At 53.9% G+C, this 16,796-nt stretch carries 12 protein-coding genes and 3 pseudogenes; 7 read left to right on the top strand and 8 right to left on the bottom strand.

Annotated elements, in window-relative coordinates; genetic code table 11:
* Positions 1–97: 97 nt before the first annotated feature.
* Both ACR0ER_RS04475 and ACR0ER_RS04470 read right to left on the bottom strand, forming a co-directional pair.
* Positions 98–3,418, bottom strand: coding sequence for an ATP-binding protein (locus ACR0ER_RS04475; RefSeq protein ID WP_480767899.1), 3,321 nt, complete (start codon positions 3,416–3,418; stop codon positions 98–100).
* A gap of 257 nt (positions 3,419–3,675) precedes the next feature.
* Positions 3,676–4,311: an IS6 family transposase gene (locus tag ACR0ER_RS04470; protein WP_480768019.1), complete on the bottom strand. Its 636-nt coding sequence runs from the start codon at positions 4,309–4,311 to the stop codon at positions 3,676–3,678.
* Positions 4,312–4,356: 45 nt separating this feature from the next.
* Here ACR0ER_RS04470 and ACR0ER_RS04465 point away from each other — a divergent pair, with 45 nt between their 5' ends.
* Positions 4,357–5,520 (top strand): endonuclease/exonuclease/phosphatase family protein, encoded by a 1,164-nt coding sequence (locus ACR0ER_RS04465; RefSeq protein ID WP_480768018.1) that lies wholly within the window; start codon positions 4,357–4,359, stop codon positions 5,518–5,520.
* Positions 5,521–5,717: 197 nt separating this feature from the next.
* On the opposite strand, the pseudogene ACR0ER_RS04460 reads toward ACR0ER_RS04465, so the two are convergent.
* Positions 5,718–5,825, bottom strand: a pseudogene (locus ACR0ER_RS04460) (IS6 family transposase); the annotation flags it as partial.
* Positions 5,826–5,960: 135 nt separating this feature from the next.
* On the opposite strand from ACR0ER_RS04460, the pseudogene ACR0ER_RS04455 reads away from it, so the two are divergent.
* Positions 5,961–6,077 (top strand): annotated as a pseudogene (locus ACR0ER_RS04455) (helix-turn-helix domain-containing protein); the annotation flags it as partial.
* Here ACR0ER_RS04455 and ACR0ER_RS04450 read toward each other — a convergent pair.
* Positions 6,077–6,343 (bottom strand): annotated as a pseudogene (locus ACR0ER_RS04450) (IS6 family transposase); the annotation flags it as partial. The pseudogenes ACR0ER_RS04455 and ACR0ER_RS04450 sit on opposite strands and share 1 nt — an antisense overlap.
* 544 nt (positions 6,344–6,887) lie before the next feature.
* Between ACR0ER_RS04450 and ACR0ER_RS04445 the strand changes: the two are divergent.
* Positions 6,888–7,757 carry a bifunctional allantoicase/(S)-ureidoglycine aminohydrolase gene (locus ACR0ER_RS04445; protein ID WP_480767898.1) on the top strand — a complete coding sequence of 290 codons (870 nt, stop codon included), beginning with the start codon at positions 6,888–6,890 and terminating at the stop codon, positions 7,755–7,757.
* On the opposite strand, the gene bhcR is transcribed toward ACR0ER_RS04445, so the two are convergent.
* Positions 7,738–8,586: an HTH-type transcriptional regulator BhcR gene (bhcR, locus tag ACR0ER_RS04440; RefSeq protein WP_480767897.1), complete on the bottom strand. Its 849-nt coding sequence runs from the start codon at positions 8,584–8,586 to the stop codon at positions 7,738–7,740. The two genes, ACR0ER_RS04445 and bhcR, sit on opposite strands and share 20 nt — an antisense overlap.
* A gap of 169 nt (positions 8,587–8,755) precedes the next feature.
* On the opposite strand from bhcR, the gene bhcA reads away from it, so the two are divergent.
* The 4 genes from bhcA to bhcD all read left to right on the top strand — a co-directional run bounded on the left by bhcA (position 8,756) and on the right by bhcD (position 13,202).
* Complete coding sequence (gene bhcA / locus ACR0ER_RS04435) at positions 8,756–9,946, top strand: L-aspartate--glyoxylate aminotransferase BhcA (protein WP_480767896.1); 1,191 nt, start codon at positions 8,756–8,758, stop codon at positions 9,944–9,946.
* The gene (gene bhcB, locus ACR0ER_RS04430; RefSeq protein ID WP_480767895.1) at positions 9,946–10,914 is read left to right on the top strand and encodes a beta-hydroxyaspartate dehydratase BhcB; all 969 of its coding nucleotides are present in this window, start codon (positions 9,946–9,948) and stop codon (positions 10,912–10,914) included. The genes bhcA and bhcB overlap by 1 nt, the downstream gene beginning before the upstream one ends.
* 42 nt (positions 10,915–10,956) lie before the next feature.
* Positions 10,957–12,120: a 3-hydroxy-D-aspartate aldolase BhcC gene (gene bhcC, locus ACR0ER_RS04425; RefSeq protein WP_480767894.1), complete on the top strand. Its 1,164-nt coding sequence runs from the start codon at positions 10,957–10,959 to the stop codon at positions 12,118–12,120.
* A gap of 116 nt (positions 12,121–12,236) precedes the next feature.
* Positions 12,237–13,202, top strand: a complete 966-nt coding sequence (gene bhcD, locus ACR0ER_RS04420) for an iminosuccinate reductase BhcD (RefSeq protein ID WP_480767893.1) — start codon at positions 12,237–12,239, stop codon at positions 13,200–13,202.
* Between the two features lie 146 nt (positions 13,203–13,348).
* Here bhcD and ACR0ER_RS04415 read toward each other — a convergent pair whose 3' ends face one another.
* From ACR0ER_RS04415 to puuE, 3 genes are read right to left on the bottom strand one after another with little or no spacing between them, the layout of a single operon-like run.
* Entirely contained in the window at positions 13,349–14,773 is a 1,425-nt protein-coding gene (locus tag ACR0ER_RS04415) for a uracil-xanthine permease family protein (RefSeq protein WP_480767892.1), read from the bottom strand.
* Positions 14,774–14,827: 54 nt separating this feature from the next.
* Entirely contained in the window at positions 14,828–15,313 is a 486-nt protein-coding gene (locus tag ACR0ER_RS04410; RefSeq protein WP_480767891.1) for an ureidoglycolate lyase, read from the bottom strand.
* Positions 15,310–16,722 carry an allantoinase PuuE gene (gene puuE, locus ACR0ER_RS04405; protein ID WP_480767890.1) on the bottom strand — a complete coding sequence of 471 codons (1,413 nt, stop codon included), beginning with the start codon at positions 16,720–16,722 and terminating at the stop codon, positions 15,310–15,312. The genes ACR0ER_RS04410 and puuE overlap by 4 nt, the downstream gene beginning before the upstream one ends.
* Positions 16,723–16,796 lie beyond the last annotated feature (74 nt).

Here is a 16,796-nt window from a genome sequence, read left to right as displayed (position 1 = left end):
AAAAGCCACGCAACTGCCCTGCCCCGCTCAAGCAATGTTCTTCTGACAAGACCCCGCAATCAGTAGCGCCACATGAAAACCCTTAAAAATCAGGAGTTCAGTTGGCAGATCTGTTAGTAATTAGCTTTAAAGCATCCCTCACATCGGACGTATGCTCACCTGCCGCAATCTCAGACAAAGCAGTACGAAGATCAACGATCGCACTATTCGCCTGTCCAAATTGTTTACACTGCTTTGCGTAATCTACCGATGTTCTGAGTTCGAACATCTTTGCTTTCTGTTTTTTCGCAGTGTTTAACGCCTTAAGAAATTCTTTGTCCGCCAACTCATTCTCGCAACGTGCGAGCGCGTAGACTCGATCCGTCTCAGCCTGAGCCCATCCCTCATTCGTGTAATGCTGTTGATCTCGGGCCTGAGCTAACAAGTTTAAGGCTCCTTCCCGATCACCCATTTTCAAGGTGAGTTCCGCAACTAAAGTCAGAAAGAACGGCTTGTAGTTTCCCGCACCACTGTCCCACCACGCTTTCGACGCTTGGTATAGTGCGTCGATCCTTTCTTGTTTTGGTGAAACATAGGCATTTACCCAACTTCGCCACAAGGTCGCAGTCACAGACATGAACGTGAATGAATGCCTGTCTGAAATCTCCTCAAGCTGCTCTACCACCTCTAGGACTTTTTCTGGCTCACGACGCAGCAGGTAAAGCATGCACAGATAGGTCAGTGACTGCGCGATGCTGTGAGCATGTTCTAGCTTCTGTGCACCCACCACCGCGAGCTTTTGAACCTCAAGCGCTGTGTCAGGGTCTCCGCGCATCCACATTGCCAAGCTTAAAAAGCACGAGGTGATCGCCGCATGGTCTGATCCATAGATGTAAGCGAGGTGTCCATCTCGTTTCCGGCTGTAGAGTTCAAGTGCTTTGTTTAATTGCTCGTATGCTGGCTCTAGGTTACCGATGTGGAACAATACAGCACCCATTGCGCGATGCGCCACCATCTGATGCTGCGTCTCACGAGTCGAAGCTGCTAAGTCCAACAATTGCGCCGCGACGTTCCTAGCCAAATCATACTCGGCACGCACCAAATGGAAGGAATACAAACCATTCAGAACTGGGAACAGATGCTCTGTTTCTTCAACGCGCTCACACAAGTCGCGTATTCTTGCGTAAACAGTACCGGTTTCATCGGCGGCTATTCCTTCGGTCGATCGTAATACACCGGCCCTGAGAACCTGAATCTCAATTTCCCTGCGGTCCCGCTCAATACCTTGATCCAGTTCGCCAAGTTGCTCAAGTGCCAAGGACAGTTGTGTGCTTGCCTCTGTGTTGGCGGACCGCTGGACTGCTCGCTGGCCTGCAAGGTAACGGTAATCCACGGCTTCCTTACTCATTTCCGCCATAGTGTAATGATGAGCCAGAATTTCCGGACTTGCATCACCAGTTTGAGCCGACGTGTCATTCAAGTGTTGCGCGACACTAGAGTGTAGAACTCGACGTTCCCGCTTTAAGAGACTGTTGTAGGCGGTGTCACGAATAAGGGCATGACAGTAGCTGAAGGTTTTAAAATCCTCTTCGCCAGAAACTGTAACTATCCCTGCCTCTACCAGAAGCTCCAGACCTGCACGCAGCGCATTATCGCTAATGTCGGCCACTTTAGAGATCAACTGATACGTAAACTGAGGTCCAATGACAGCTCCGATCTGTGCGATCTCTTTGGCAGAACTCAAGCGGTCAAGGCGCGCCATTAATGCATCATGTAAAGTGCTGGGCACCGAGTTCGCCGGAGAAGCGCCACCCATAGTGTACGTGTCTCTACCCTTAGTCAGGTCCCCCGCTTCAAGGAGATCTTTGGTTACCTCCTCGACGTATAGAGGCACGCCGTTAGATCTTGCCGCGACCACGTCATACATCTCGTCAGCGACCATCTCGCCTTTGGCAACTTCGTCGACAATGCTCTTGACCTGTTGAAAATTTAGTTGCTTCAAGTCGATTTTTGTCAGGTTCGATTGAAGTATCCAACCTGGGTCGAACTCGGGTCTGAATGTCATAACGACCAGCACCGGAAGTTCACGAATTCGGTCCACGATCCGATCCATCAGCAATTTGGTCGTTGGATCTATCCAATGAGCATCTTCAAACAGGAAAAGTACCGGACAATCCGCAGCCGCTGACGAAAGATTGCTCAGTAACAAATCCAAAGATTGATTCATGATCTGCTGAGGTGTCAGCTTCAATGGCCCCAAACGATCTTCAAACGGTAGGGAAAGAAGCGACGCCGCCAACTTCAAAGCTTCGTCCGATTGATCGCTCAATACGTCGCGAATTTTTTCAAGCTTAACGTGGTCGGGCTCATCAGCGCAAAGATCAGCAGCGTTCTCAAGTTGGCGAATGACAGGATACAGTGCGGTCGCAAAATGATATGGAGAACACTGATATCGCGCTTGCGTGTGGGGCAATTCGGAAATGTTCTGTCGAAATTCCTCGACCAGACGCGATTTGCCAATTCCTGGCTCGCCTGACACCAACACAACCTGCCCCTGACGATCACCAGCTAGCGCCCACTTCTCGTTCAGCGCTTCCATTTCTGCAACACGACCGACCAACGGCTTGAGCAAAACATCGTCGATCGCCATAAACCGGCTGACTGTTTCGCGCTCTCCGGTCACTTGCCAGGCTTCGACCTCTTTAGCAAAACCCTTGAGCTTGAACGCGCCGCGCAGATTGTATTCAAAAGCTTCACCGGCCAACTGATGTGTGGTTGGGGCGATGATCATCGTCCCCGATTCCGCCATTGCTTGAAGACGTGCGGCCAGATTGGGCGTCTCGCCCATCGCCGTTCCGTCCTCAAACATTTTCTCGCCTCGCAGATCACCAACCACAACCAATCCAGTTGCTACCCCAATACGGACATTTAGTTTCGCGTGGGTGCGAACATCCGGCATCTCATTAATGATACGTAGACCCGCGCGAATAGCTCGCTCCGGATCATCTTCGTGGGCGTGAGGAAATCCAAAAAAGACCATAATCCCGTCACCATAGTAGCTGGCAATATGGCCATCAAAAGCTGCGACAGCCGCAGCACAGGTCTCCTTAAAGAGTCGAAGAACATCGGCCAGATCTTCCGGATCAACGCGTTGCGCAATTTCCGTTGATCCGACAAGATCGATAAACATGACCGTAAGCTGACGCCGCTCTGCCACGATCTCGGGGCTGGCGGTTTTTCTGGGCGGTTGCAGCCCATTTTCCGTGCTATCGCGAACGGCCTTCAGAAACCTCCTCCTCGGCCCCAGAGGCAGCCCAATCGTTAAAAGGTCTTCGTCAGTTAATTCAGACAGGTCACCAAGCTCGATTTCATGTTCAGCAAAGGCGGCAGCATACTTGGACAAACCATATTTCTTTAGCCAAGACTCGAGATCGGACATAAATTAGTTTTACTTGCGGTAATAGCAGAACCACTACATTTGCCCTACCAGCAAGCATCTCCTCATTAGCTTAGCCCATGATCGGCCCCACTGAAGTGGTCCAGTTTGATTGTTAGTGCATGAATGGCCTTTGGTCCATCGGGACGACGGTTTCCGGCGTGGGTGGGCGATATTCAAGAGGGTGCTTTCAGACAAATTCGAACCAGTCTCAGTTTGCCGTGGAATCCGCGAACCTATTCGGAACAAAGCTGACGCCACTACGCGAGAGCGACGGTGCGTGTCAGCTTGAAGGAGTCTCGGCTTGCGTGCGATCTTTCCTTGTTAAAGTGATTGTAGACGGAGGAATGGACGCATGCGAATTTCTGCAAACTTCGCATGCGTCTGAGACGCTGCATTGCGCGTTCGCGTCGTCGAAATGGAAGATGCGAATTCTCGACGCGGTTATTGAACCACCTGCCCGTCCTTTGTTTTTCGAGTACACCCAAATCTCTGAGTGCCTCCCTGTAAGAAGCGAAGCGATCGGTGACTACTTCTTCAGTTTTGTCGTGCCGCCTCATCAATTTCCTGAGGAACTTCAATGCGGCCTGCTTGTTTCGGCGTTTGGTGACGACTGCCTCCAGCACTTCGCCCTCATGATCTGCAGCCCGACAAAGACAATACCTCTTGCCATTTACCTTCTCGAAAACTTCGTCCACGAGCCCCTTCCATTTAGAGAACTCGCGCAGCTGCTGAACACGCTTTCGTATGATCTCAGCAGCAAACATCGGGCCAATCCTGTTCCACCAATATCGGACGGTTTCGTGGCTCACCTCAATTCCCCGTTCCTGCAATACGTATTCCACGTTTCGAAGCGACAATGGGAAACGAACGTACAGCACTACAGCCAAACGAATGACCTCGGGGCTGGTTTTAAAGTATTTGAATGCGACTGTTTAATCATGAGCGGCGGCTACGAGAGCACCCTACCCGCCTCAACCCAAGTTCTTCTGACAAGACCCATGCTAGACTGGCTCTGGATAGATTCGCACATTCTCAAAGGTGTTCAAATGGTTATGTATTCCAAACTTCGTGACATTGGCCGTGATGGGTTCCCAGCGGGCAAGAGCGCGCCTGGGCAGGCGGGATGGATTTCTTCGCATCTCTTGAAGCTTCGTGAACAACTATTTGTAGAAATTGGAAAAGATCGCAATCCTAGAGGTCTGGTTATTGGCACTTGGAACATCAAACACTTCGATGGCGGTTCGCCGAGACTAGAAGAAAGTTTTTACTATATTGCGGAAATCATAAGCAACTTTGACATCTGCACCATCCAGGAGGCCAAATCAGTTGAGGCCGTAAGGAGGCTCACCCGGCTTCTTGGTCCAAACTGGGAATTCTTTGTTAACGACAGTGCAAGCGGCGGCCGCGGAAACCATGAAAGGGTCGCGTTTGTTTATAACACCGATAGAGTTTTCTTTCGGTCCTTAATTGGCGAGCTCGTATTGCCTGACAGTGATGAAATTAGCGGAAGGCAGTTCGCGCGAAGCCCATTCTTTGCTGCATTCCAAGCTGGGTGGTTCAAATTCACTCTGTATTCGGTCCACATCGTTCAGAAGGACAAAGAGGGGCAGCCTTCCCGCCTCGACGAAATAGAAAGCGTGGCAAAGACGCTTGTCGAGCGTGCCAAGAGAGAGGATGGCGTTCAAATTCTACTGGGTGACCTCAATATCGATAGGACCGAAGATCCGGAACATAGGGCTTTGACGGACAGAGGTTTCGTCGTTCCTGATGTAGGGCCCACAAATTTGCCGCTTACCAAGGTTTTCGATCACATTGCGCTTACTGGCCCAGAAGATATGACTCAGTTCGTCAGAGCAAAAACATTTGATTGGCGCGGTTCGGTTTTCAGGAACGATCAAGCGGAGATTTACAAACCAATTGCTGCAGAGATGGCGCTCGCCAACAGCCGCGCCGCACCGGGTGATGATTGGGACGAGAAATTCAGTGGTTGGACGACCAACGAAATGTCTGACCACTTGCCTGTATGGATAGAGATATTGACCGATTTCAGCGACGACTATCTCAGCCGTACAACTGAGCTGGCTGTAGAATTGGAAGGCTGAAGACAAATCAAGCGAGGAATGCGAATTAGAGTGTGCAAGGTCGCCTCGCAGCAAACTAACAGCAGCATCTCGGCGAATGTCTGCTTTGACGGGCCGCAACGCAGCTAGGCCTGGAGAATGTGAACGGCAGCTTATCCCTCCGGAGGTGCTGTCAGACAAATTCGAATCAGTCTCAGCTAGGCCAGTAGAGTTGTCCTTTATGCCGTACCAAGCTTGCGCCACTCGGCGAGAGCAGCGGTGCGTGTCAGCTTGAAGGTGTCTCGGCTGATGAGAGATCTTTCCTAGTTGAAGTGGTTGTAGATAGAGTGAATTAGTCTCGATGTGACCTGACACCGCCCCCAATTTTTCAAATTGGATTGGGGGCGGTGGTTTCCTTGAAGGGAGATGGTTGTCCGTTTTGATGGTGGTGCCAACCAAACCATCGAAACGAGGAAACCACGATGTTGATTACTACCGCCAAGATCATCAAACACAAAACTGGCTTGCTGAATCTGGCCGAGGAACTGGGCAATGTCTCGAAAGCCTGTCAGGTGATGGGCTATAGCAGAGACACGTTTTCGTGATCAACGGCGCACCACAGGTAGTGCCGCCGACCGTCTACTTTTACGAAGACTGTGCCGACATGCCTTTTCGATTTTGAGTATGCCCGCAGCTGCTGGACCCGTTTTCTCCGGGTCTCCGCCGCGAACATCGGACCGAAACAGTTCCACCAATACCGTACTGTCTCGTGGCTCACTTCAATGCCGCGCTCATGCAACAGATCTTCCACGTTTCGAAGCGATAGCGGGGACCGAACGTAAAGCATCGCCGCAAGGCGGATGATCTCGTGACTGGCTTTTTAGAGTATTTTAAAGAGACCGGTCTGGTCATAAGCAAAAGCTACGCAAATGCCCTGCCCCGCTCAAGGAGAGCTCTTCTGACAAGACCTGTTCAGCTCGTTTTCGAGACGAGAACCATCCCGTCGCTCGGAAATCGACAGGTCCTGAGCCTAGTAAGTTTCAGATCGGAAAAGAGGCCATAATCCACTTGCCATAGCTACTAAGGCGTAGCGTCCTATTTGACTATCACCCGGGCAAATCGTGATACTCCTGTCAGAAGAATAGTGATCGGCGCCCACTACCGTCCGGCAGCGGCCAGGTTCTTCGCTAAGGCGCATTCCTCACGCGGGATCCCTGGTAAGATCGTAATCGACAAGAGCGGAGCCACCGCGGCTGGAACTCCCGCAACAGAAGCGGTCCGTCACTATCACCTGAAAATTCGCACGATTATCAAAAATTAATAGATAGAGCTGTCGTCTCCTTATGGCTGGTTCGAGATCATCAAACGGAGCATATGTTAACGGACACAGCTATTCTTCAGGAGCATGCATGAGCACCAAGTACTTTGCGCCACACGGTGGACATCCCGGGCAAGACCAACTGTTGACGGACCGCGCTGTATTTACTGACGCTTATGCTGTGATCCCCAAAGGCACAATGCGGGACATTGTGACCAGTTTTCTCCCGTTCTGGGACGACACGCGCCTGTGGGTAATCTCACGTCCGCTGAGCGGTTTTGCCGAGACATTTTCACAATACATCATGGAAGTGCAACCCGGCGGTGGCTCTGACCGGCCCGAGACGGACCCCGAAGCCGAAGGCGTATTGTTCGTGGTCGAAGGCACCGCGACCTTAGTCGCTGAAGGGTCTGCCTATGAACTGACGCTCGGAGGCTATGCCTATCTGCCCCCGGAAAGCGACTGGACCCTGCGAAACCAAGGGAATGAAATTCTGCGTTTCCATTGGATTCGAAAGGCTTATGAAGCCGTAAAAGGCCTTGGTAGACCCGACATCCTTGTCCTCAACGAAAATGAGATCGCGCCAACACCCATGCCCGGGACAGATGGAAAGTGGGCTACAACGCGATTTGTCGACCCAAGCGATCTGCGCCACGACATGCATGTAACCGTGGTGACCTTTGAACCCGGCGCGGTCATCCCCTTCCTTGAAACCCATGTCATGGAGCACGGTCTCTATGTTCTGGAAGGTAAGGCAGTCTACCGGCTGAATAACGACTGGGTCGAAGTGGAAGCCGGTGACTATATGTGGCTACGGGCGTTCTGCCCTCAGGCTTGCTATGCGGGTGGCCCGGGTAAGTTCCGCTACCTGCTTTACAAGGACGTTAACCGGCATATGGCGCTGCGACCGGGATCTGCCGCCTACCCGCAGCACCGGCGCCTCAGGCCTGCAGCGGAGTAACTGTTCCACCGATGGCCAGTGTTAACTGATGTGCCGCCTCAATGACGGGGCGGCTTAGCCTTTCAATCTCGGCCTCGCTGACCCGGCTTATCGGCCCGGACACAGAAATCCCTGCCACTGCCTCTCGGTTGATATCGAAGACCGGCGCCGCAATACATCGCATACCCGCATTTTTTTCTTCATTGTCCACAGAGAAGCCCTGCGTCCTGATGGATGCGAGGTTCTCTTTCAACGTGTCTGGATTGGTAATCGACCGATCCGTGAATGCCTGAAGCTCGACGTTGGACAACAGCCGGTCCAACCTGTCTTCATCCATAAAGGCCAGCAATGCTTTCCCGATCCCCGATGCGTGCATTGGGGACAATGTGCCAGGTGGAAAGAACGCACGGATACTGGCGTGTGTTTCCACTTGGCTCAGAAACAACACTGCGCCTTCTTTCTCTACCCCCAGATTGGCGGTCTCGCCGGTGGCTTCCATGAGTTTTCGCATGACTGGTCTGGCCCGGTCCACAAGGCTGGTACGGCGCAAGAATCGTGAACCAATAACGAAGGCACGGGGCCCGATGTGCCAAACCTGCTCGACATGATCGAATTCTACGAGCCCTTTGCCTTCCAACGTCACGAGAATACGATAAACAGTGGCCGGTGACTGACCCATTTCGTCAGACAGCGCGGTCAACGCTTTGCCTTGCGCCTCGCTCAAATACTCAAAAACTTCCATCGCACGGTCGAGCGACTTGATTGTATTTTGCGCTGTCTTGTCGTCCCATCCCCGTGGTCTTCCACGGGCTTTTCGGCGGGCTCCGGGAGTATTTTCTTGAGAATCCATAAAAACCCTCCAATTGCTTGTGAAAGACGAATTCATCATATGAAAAATTTAAACCGCTGACAAATATAAAATAAATAGTAATCTTCGTTTTTTGAAAGGCAATTTCAAAAATATATCCGACTAAGCGGCTGGAGCTTATTGTGTGGGCAACGACGGAAGGAGACCATCCATGAGCTTTCAAAATCCCGTTTTCATCCCGGGCCCGACAAATATCCCGGAAAGCCTGCGCAAGGCTTGCGATATGCCCACGATCGACCACCGCTCGCCGCTGTTCGGGCAGATTCTGCATCCTGCGCGCGCGGGTGTGCAGAAAATTCTGAAAAGCGACAGTGCCGAAGTCTTCATCTTCCCTTCGACCGGGACCGGCGGTTGGGAAACCGCGCTGACCAACACTCTGTCCGCCGGTGACAAGGTTTTGGCGGCGCGCAATGGCATGTTCAGCCACCGCTGGATCGACATGTGCCAGCGCCATGGTCTGAATGTCGAGATTGTCGAAACCCCTTGGGGTGAAGGTCTACCAGCTGATCGTTACGAAGAGATTCTGACCGCCGACACAAGCCACGAAATCAAGGTTGTTCTTGCCACGCATAACGAGACGGCAACTGGCGTGAAGTCGGATATCGCTGCTGTCCGCAAGGCGTTGAATGCGGCCCAGCATCCCGCCCTGCTGTTTGTTGACGGCGTATCGTCTATCGCATCCATGGATTTCCGTTTTGACGAATGGGGCGTCGACGTTGCTGTCACGGGCTCACAAAAGGGTTTCATGCTGTCCGCGGGTCTGGCCATCGTCGGCTTTAGCCAAAAGGCAATGGAGGCGACCAAGACGGGTACCCTGCCCCGCACCTTCTTTGATGTGCATGACATGGCGAAGGGCTATGCTAATAACGCCTACCCTTACACGCCTGCAGTTGGCTTGATGAACGGCCTCAATCAGGCCTGTGATATGCTGTTGAACGAAGGCTTAGAAAACGTCTTTGCCCGACATCATCGGATTGCCGAAGGGGTTCGCGCCGCCGTTGGTGCCTGGGGGCTGGAGCTTTGCGCAGCCGACCCGACGGTGTATTCTGACACTGTAAGCGCGATCCGCACCCCGAGCGGTTTCAATGCAACCGATATTGTTACGCACGCAGCAGAAAAGTACGGCGTTGCTTTCGGTGTGGGACTCGGCGAAGTCGCTGGCAAGGTATTCCGGATTGGACATCTTGGAAGTCTGACGGACGTCATGGCTCTGTCCGGGATTGCCACCGCCGAGATGTGCATGGTCGATCTGGGTCTGAATATACAACTCGGCTCCGGTGTAGCCGCTGCGCAAGAATACTATCGCGGTCATTCAGCTGCCGTTCAAAAGGACGCCGCGTGATGAAGGATTGCACTATGTACATCCCAACCTATGAGGACATGCTTGCGGCGCATGATCGGATTGAACCATTTATCCGCCGCACGCCGGTCCGGACTTCAGACTATCTGAACGAGCTGACCGGGGCGCAACTGTTCTTCAAATGTGAAAACTTTCAGGAACCAGGTGCGTTCAAAGTGCGCGGCGCCACAAACGCGGTGTTCGGCCTTGATGAAGAGCAGGCAAAGAAAGGCGTTGCGACGCATTCTTCGGGCAACCACGCCTCATGCCTGTCCTATGCAGCGATGAAGCGGGGTATTCCCTGCAACGTCGTGATGCCTCGTACAGCGCCACAGGCAAAGAAAGATACGGTTCGTCGCTATGGTGGCAAGATCACCGAATGTGAGCCCTCAACCTCGTCGCGCGAAGCGACTTTTGCCGAGGTCCAGGCGGCAACGGAAGGTGACTTTGTCCATCCCTACAACGATCCCCGTGTAATCGCCGGACAGGGCACATGTTCGCGTGAATTCATTGAACAGACAGATGGATTGGATGCGGTTGTAGCACCGATCGGCGGCGGCGGCATGGTGTCGGGCACTTGCCTGACCTTGTCAAACCTTGCCCCCGAAACAGCGATAATCGCGGCTGAACCAGAACAGGCTGACGATGCCTATCGCAGCTTCAAGGCTGGCCACATTATCGCAGATGATGCACCGAAGACGATTGCCGATGGTCTGCTGGTCCCACTGAAAGACCTCACGTGGCACTTCGTTTCGAACCACGTATCCGAGATCTACACGGCCTCAGAGCAAGAGATCATCGATGCAATGAAGTTGACGTGGAAACACCTGCGGATCGTGATGGAGCCATCCTCAGCCGTTCCGCTCGCCACAATTCTAAAGAACCCGGATGCCTTCAAGGGCAAGCGGGTTGGCCTGATCATCACCGGAGGCAATGTCGATCTGGACAAGCTGCCCTGGCTGAATGCGTGACAGAAATTCAGCCGACATCAATCTCGACATAGGAATACGGAAATGAAAGATATGACCAATCTCGACCAATTCGAAGTAGGCTATGACATTCCGGCCAAGCCCGGAATGGACGAAGCAGATATCCAAACCCCCAGCCTGGTTCTGGATCTCGACGCGCTTGAGCGGAACATCAAGAAGATGGGTGATTACGCCAAAGATCACGGCATGCGTCACCGTGTGCATGGGAAAATGCACAAGTCGGTGGACGTGGCCAAACTGCAGGAGAAACTTGGCGGAGCCGTCGGTGTTTGTTGTCAGAAAGTCTCGGAGGCTGAAGTATTCGTACGCGGCGGTATCAAGGACGTTCTTGTGTCGAACCAGGTACGCGATCCTGCCAAAATCGACCGCCTTGCCAGCCTGCCGAAGCTGGGCAGCCGCATCATTGTTTGCGTTGATGATCTGGACAACGTTGCGGATCTTTCGGGTGCTGCTGTTGATCACGGAACGCAACTTGAGGTTTTCATCGAAATCGACTGTGGCGCCGGCCGTTGTGGCGTGACGACGACACCCGAAGTTATCGAGATCGCCAAAGCGGTTGAAGCTGCCGAAAACCTGAAGTTCACCGGCATTCAGGCCTATCAGGGTGCTATGCAGCACCTCGACACCTACGAGGCGCGCAAGGAAAAGCTCGATACAGCCATCGCGATGGTGAAAGACGCCGTTGAGGGCTTGAAAGCGGAAGGCATCGAATGCGAGCTGGTCTCGGGCGGTGGCACTGGCTCTTACTACTTCGAATCAAACTCGGGCGTGTACAACGAACTGCAGTGCGGGTCCTACGCGTTCATGGATGCCGACTATGGCCGTATCCTTGACAAGGACGGCAACCGGATCGACCAGGGCGAATGGGAAAACGCCTTCTTCATCCTGACCAGCGTCATGAGCCACGCCAAGGCGGACAAGGCAATCGTTGACGCGGGCCTCAAGGCGCAATCCGTTGACAGCGGTTTGCCCGTTATTTTTGGACGCGACGATATCGAATACATCAAGTGTTCGGACGAACATGGCGTCGTCATGGACCCGAACGGGGTGCTCAAGGTTAACGACAAGCTCAAGCTGGTGCCGGGGCACTGCGACCCGACCGCAAATGTGCACGATTGGTACGTCGGTGTTCGCAACGGTAAGGTCGAAGCCGTCTGGCCAGTATCCGCCCGCGGTCGCGCTTATTGAGTCGAGCAATATTAAGGCAGGAAAATCCGGCTCGAATGTAGCCTGATAGCCGCCCGTGTGCCTTCCCTCCCTTCGGGAAAAGCACGCGGGTGCACCAATTCTGAGTGGAGAAAAAAATGTTGATCGTACCCGAGCGCGAGATCGCTGACCTGATGACCCGCCAAGCGGCCTTTGACGCCGTCGAAAAGGTCTTTGCTGCCATGGCGTCCGGCGACGCCTACAACTTCCCCGTCGTGCGAGAAGCGATCGGGCATGAAGATGCCTTGTATGGCTTCAAGGGTGGGTTTGACCGCGCCGGACTGACACTTGGCCTGAAAGCGGGCGGCTACTGGCCAAACAATCTGGAAAAACGCGGACTTATTAACCACCAGTCCACCGTGTTCCTTTTCGACCCCGACACAGGCAAACCCTCAGCCATGGTTGGGGGCAACCTTCTGACTGCCCTACGCACAGCGGCGGCATCGTCCGTATCGATCAAACACCTCGCGCGTGAAGACGCAAAGGTGATCGGGATGATCGGCGCTGGCCACCAAGCGGCTTTTCAGCTTCGTGCAGCGTTGGAGCAGCGCGTTTTCGAGAAGGTGATCGGCTGGAACTACCACCCAGAGATGCTGCCGAATATCGAAAAGGTCGCCAATGAAGCCGGTCTTCCCTTTGAGGCGGTCGAGCTTGACGGCATGGCCGAGGCAGATGTGATTATCTCGATTACATCCGCATTTGCACCGTCGCTGATGGTGGATCATGTCAGCCCCGGCACACATATCGCCTGTATGGGTACTGACACGAAGGGCAAACAGGAAGTTGAAGCGGCCCTGCTGGTCAAGGCGACGGTGTTTACCGACGAAGTTGCGCAATCCGTTACCATCGGTGAAGCACAGCATGCCGTCGCGCAAGGCCTGATCCAAGAAAGCGACGTGGCCCAGATTGGCGCGGTTATCAACGGCACAAATCTGGGTCGGACATCGAATGATCAGGTCACCCTGTTTGATGGCACGGGTGTCGGTCTTCAGGATCTTGCGGTGGCATCGTCCGTCGTTGACCTTGCCGTCCAGAAAGGGATCGCAATCGAGGTCGATTTCTAATCACAATCCGGTGCAGCTTGTCTCGACGCGCTACTGTTAAGGATGTTGTCTGGATCTTGTGAACGAGAAGGACAAAAAGAACGCGGCGTGCCAAGGCGTGCCGCGTTTCGTCTTGCATTGGGCTTCAGCGCTTTATGCCAGAGCCATCAGGCATGATCGTCATGTCCAATGGAGACCAGACCGTGACCCGCCATACCCCCGGAAACCTCTTCCGTCGCCTCGTCCGAAAGCTCTTCGGGAAGAACCAGACTCAACACAATAGCGATAACCGCAGCGGGAAGAATGCCTGATGTGGCAAGAACCTTTAGGGTCCCCGGAAGATACTGCAGCGCCCCCGTCTCAAGCTGCAATCCCAAACCAAGGCTGAGGGAAATTGCAAAAATCACCATGTTGCGGCGGTTCCAGTTCACGTCCGACAGCATCGAGACACCCGCCGCGACCACCATGCCGAACATCACGATGACACCGCCACCAAGGACCTCGATCGGGATCGACGAGATAATCGCACCAATTTTCGGAACAAGGCCGCATACGATCAGGAAAAGCGCGCCGATTGTCACCACCATTCTGCTCATGACCCCGGTCATGGCGATCAAGCCAACGTTTTGACTGAACGATGTGTTCGGCAATGCTCCAAAGAAACCAGAGATCGCGGCACCGATACCATCGGCGTAGGTTGCACCCTGAATTTCCTTGTCGGTCGCTTCGCGCCCCGCACCGCCCTTGGTGATACCGGAAACGTCCCCGACGGTTTCAACCGCCGAAACAAAAGACATCGCACAAAAGCCAACGATGGCCGCAACTGAGAACTCAATCCCGAAATGCAACGGATTCGGCAGCGCGAATGAGGCTGCACGACCAACATTGCCCAAATTGACCTGCCCCAGAACAAAGGCCACCGCGTAGCCGACCAGCAGGCCGATCAGAACTGCCGACACCGACAACATGCCCCGCGCAAAGAACTTCAAACCAAGCGTGACAACAATTACGATTCCGGCCATGAACCAGTTCAAGCCAGAGCCATATTCCTCGGTCCCGATAGCAGGCACACCACCGGCGGCATACTGGACGCCGACCTTAACCAACGCCAACCCGATCATGGTCACCACTAGACCTGTGACCAGTGGCGGAAGAGCAAAGCGAATGCGGCCGATGAACAACCCAAGGAAAGCGTGGAATAAACCACCGACGACAACGCCGCCCATCAAGACGGCAATGGCGTCGACACCCTTTCCCACGACAAGCGGTATCATGATTGGGATGAAGGCAAAGGAAGTCCCTTGAACGATGGGCAGCCGGGCGCCCACTGGGCCGACACCAATGGACTTAAACAATGTCGCGACACCCGCAAAGAACATCGACATCTGAATCATGTAGATCATCTGCGGAAAATCGGGGCTGTTCGATCCGAACCCAAATCCGGCTGCGCCACAAACAATAATGGCTGGCGTGACGTTTGACACGAACATCGCCAGCACATGCTGAATTCCCAATGGCACCGCTTTTATGAGTGGCGGAGTATAGTTCGGATCGCGGAGCTGTCCCGGCGTTCCGATTGTTGCATCTGACATTTGGTCTGTCCTCCCTTAAGGTTCGCAAGCCGGCTCCTCTTCCGGCGACGCACCTCATTCCGTGATAGTAAAAGCCTCCTCGAACCAATGTTCTTCGAGGTTGGGCCCGGCCCCAATTCGGTCGACCACCGCAAAAAGTCCGGGCGCATGAAGTGGGGTCAGCACACCATGCCATGTGTTGCGGTGATAGTTCACGCCCTGCCCAGACGCTGTTTTGAATGCGATAGGCTGTCCCGGCGTGCCGTCTACATCCGGGGCCACAACCACGACAAAGGGCTTGTCCGAAAAAGGTAGAAAGGCCTGGCTCCCATCCGGGTGGCGTTCAACCATTTCCAATTTGATCGGCAGGCTAAAGGCTTCGGACTGAAACACGCTAATCCCGGCTCGTCCATCATGGAAATCCAGCGCGGCGCGGTCGTGATACCGCGCGCACTTGCCCTGATTTATGTACTTGTCCACATCGCCGGCCACTTCGATGACATCACCAAACGGCGCAAACGCCTCGGAGGTCAAGGGCCTGAGTTTCAGAGCAGCAGTCATCCCGAAAACTTTTCAATCAGGCGCAATTCCGCAATCCGCTCGACTTGGCGGCAGGCTTCGGTGAACTCGGTGTCGCGGTCGCTGTCGATACGACGGTGAAAAGCATCCAGAATGCTGGCTTTAGTGTTGTCCTTGACGGCAATGATAAAGGGAAAGCCGAACTTGGTCGTGTAGGCCTCGTTCAGCGCCATGAACGTCGCGCGCTCTTCATCGGTCAGCATGTCCAGACCCGCACCGGCCTGTTCCGCAGTACTTTCCTTGGTCAGACGCCCGGCTGCGGCTAGCTTACCCGCCAAATCCGGGTGGGCAGTCAGAACACCAAGGCGTTGCTCCTCAGAGGCTGTTCGGAATATTCGTGCCAACGCGTTGTGAACACCTGCAGCATTGTCATGGGTTGGTCCGAGCTCAAGATCATACGCACCTTCGGCAATCCACGGGCTGTGTTCGAACACGCCCCCGAATTCGGCAACGAAGGTGGGTTGGTCCATTTCGGACGGGGACAGGCGCTGCATCGGGGGGTGTTCCTTTGCCCAGTGGTCGGCTATCTGTTCGCGCGTCGCAAACCAGACACCGTCGTGTTTCCTGAAGTAGTCCAGCGCTCGTTTCAGCGCCATGGCGCGACCTGGTCGACCAATCAGCCGGCAATGCAGTCCAATCGAGAGCATTTTCGGCGCGCCGGCCTCACCCTCTGCGTAAAGCATGTCAAAGCTGTCCTTCAGATAGCTTTCGAACTGCTGCCCATTGGTGTACCCAGCCTGGATCGCAAACCGCATGTCATTGCAATCCATGGTGTAAGGCATGATGAGCTGATCCTTACCCCCCGCCTTGGTCCAATACGGCAAATCGTCGGCATAGCTGTCGGCGATATAGGCAAAGTCACCTTCCTCAGCGGCCAGGTCGACAGTGTTCATGGAACAGCGGCCTGTATACCAGCCCCGCGGCGCTTGGCCCGTGACTTCAGTGTGCAGGCGGATCGCTTCACGTATCTGAGCCCGTTCTTCCGCCGGCTCCATATCCTTGTGTTCAACCCACTTCAGACCATGGCTGGCAATCTCCCAACCTGCATGTTGCATGGCAGAGACTTGGGCCGGAGCGCGCGCCAACGCGGTGGCAACGCCATAAACGGTGACAGGTAAATCCTGCAAAAGCTGATGCACCCGCCAAAAACCGGCGCGGCTGCCATATTCGTATATGGACTCTATATTCCAGTGCCTCTGCCCGGGCCAAGGCGCCGCACCGGTGATCTCGGACAGAAATGCCTCAGACGCGGCATCTCCATGCAGTACGTTGTTTTCACCGCCCTCTTCATAGTTCAGTACGATCTGGACCGCGATCTTGGCATCATTTGGCCAGTTGGCATTGGGTACTTGTCCGCCGTAGCCGGTCATATCTCGTGGATAAGGCTTCACATCAAATTCCTTCTTATTGAATTGATCAATACCCCAGACAATCAACGATGTTTTTCAAAAAATTCGCGAAGCTG

The sequence above is a fragment of the Ruegeria sp. CH8 genome (assembly GCF_056536985.1).
The sequence above is the reverse complement of the archived record's forward strand: the minus strand, read 5'-3'. Positions and strand labels throughout refer to the sequence as shown.